The organism is Streptomyces sp. SID5910, from assembly GCF_009862125.1.
Taxonomy (GTDB): Bacteria; Actinomycetota; Actinomycetes; order Streptomycetales; family Streptomycetaceae; genus Streptomyces.
The window spans coordinates 1-1,116 of the sequence record NZ_WWHX01000115.1; the positions used below are offsets into that span (position 1 = coordinate 1).

The following is a 1,116-nucleotide window of genomic DNA, read 5'->3' on the forward strand; positions in this document are numbered from 1 at the left end:
GGCGATGAGGGTCACGGCCGCCTCGTAGAGCTTCTGCCGGGTGGCCTCGCGCCGGCTGCTGCCCGGCGAGGGGGTGCTGCTGCTTTCCATGGTCCCGATTCTCACAGCACCCCGCCCCGCACGGTGACCGCAGGGCTCCGCGACCCACCCGGAACCGAACACACGATCGCCCCAAAAGGCCAGGTCGGAACGGATTGTCAGTGGCATACCGCACGATGGGCACATACGGCACCTCCTGCCCGGACGTGCCGTCACGGAGACGACAGGAGGATCGTCATGGCCCACTCGTCCGCAGCCGCCGCCCGGCGGCCCCGCGCAGCCGGCCCTGCCCCCTCACTGAACGGTCCGGCGAGCGACGTGCACCCCGTGCTGCGCCGGACATCCGCCCCGCCCGCCGCCCTCGACCTGCTCGCCCAGGCCCGCGCCGGACTGGAGGAGGCCACCGTCCTCGAAACACCGAACGAGCGGTACGCGACGGCCCACCTCGCCGCCCTGCGCACCGCCGCCGCCGTGCTCGCGGCGCGCGGCCGGCCCGAGACCACCCCGCGGGCCCGGGCCCGTATCCGGAGCGCCTGGGAAGTGCTCCCCGAGATCGCGCCCGAGCTCGCCGACTGGAGCGCGCTGTTCGCCTCCGGCGCCCGGCGCCGGGCCCGCGCCGAGGCGGGCATCCAGGGAGCGGCGGGCAGCCGGGACGCCGACGACCTGATACGCGACGTGTCGATGTTCCTGCGCATCGTGGAGCGGATGCTCGTCCTCCAGCCGGTCCTGCCCCAGCCCCGCGCCGACACGGAGACCCCGGACCCGGGCCGCCCGGACCCGGACCGGCCGGACCTGGACCGCCCGGAGACGGGCCTCCCGGGCCCGGCACCGGACGGCGGGGGACGTGAGCTGCCCGACGCGGGGTGAACGCGCCGGTCCGCGGGGGACGCCGGCCGCGCCGGCGGCGGCCGGCGGCGGGTACCCGGAGTGACCGGCCGGCGCACCGGAGGCCATAGGGTGGGAGACGCCTGAAGCCTGCCCCTTCCCGCACCCGGGCCGGGGAGGCAGCCCGTTCGCTCCGCCCCTGCCAGAGGCGGTGCCGCGCCGAGGAGACAACTGCCGTGTCGGACCCGATGC

1 protein-coding gene and 1 pseudogene are annotated in these 1,116 nt (G+C 76.6%); one reads left to right on the plus strand and one right to left on the minus strand.

The features are described 5' to 3' along the window. Positions 1-90, minus strand: a pseudogene (locus tag GTW67_RS03860) (TetR/AcrR family transcriptional regulator); the annotation flags it as partial. A 186-nt stretch (positions 91-276) separates the two neighbouring features. On the opposite strand from GTW67_RS03860, the gene GTW67_RS03865 reads away from it, so the two are divergent. Next, positions 277-906, plus strand: coding sequence for an SAV_6107 family HEPN domain-containing protein (locus GTW67_RS03865; RefSeq protein WP_161163375.1), 630 nt, complete (start codon positions 277-279; stop codon positions 904-906). Positions 907-1,116 lie beyond the last annotated feature (210 nt).

What these genes read in the sequence shown, in the direction of transcription:
- GTW67_RS03865 (WP_161163375.1), top strand. Translation starts at nt 277, where the DNA reads ATGGCCCACTCGTCCGCAGCCGCCGCCCGGCGGCCCCGCGCAGCCGGC.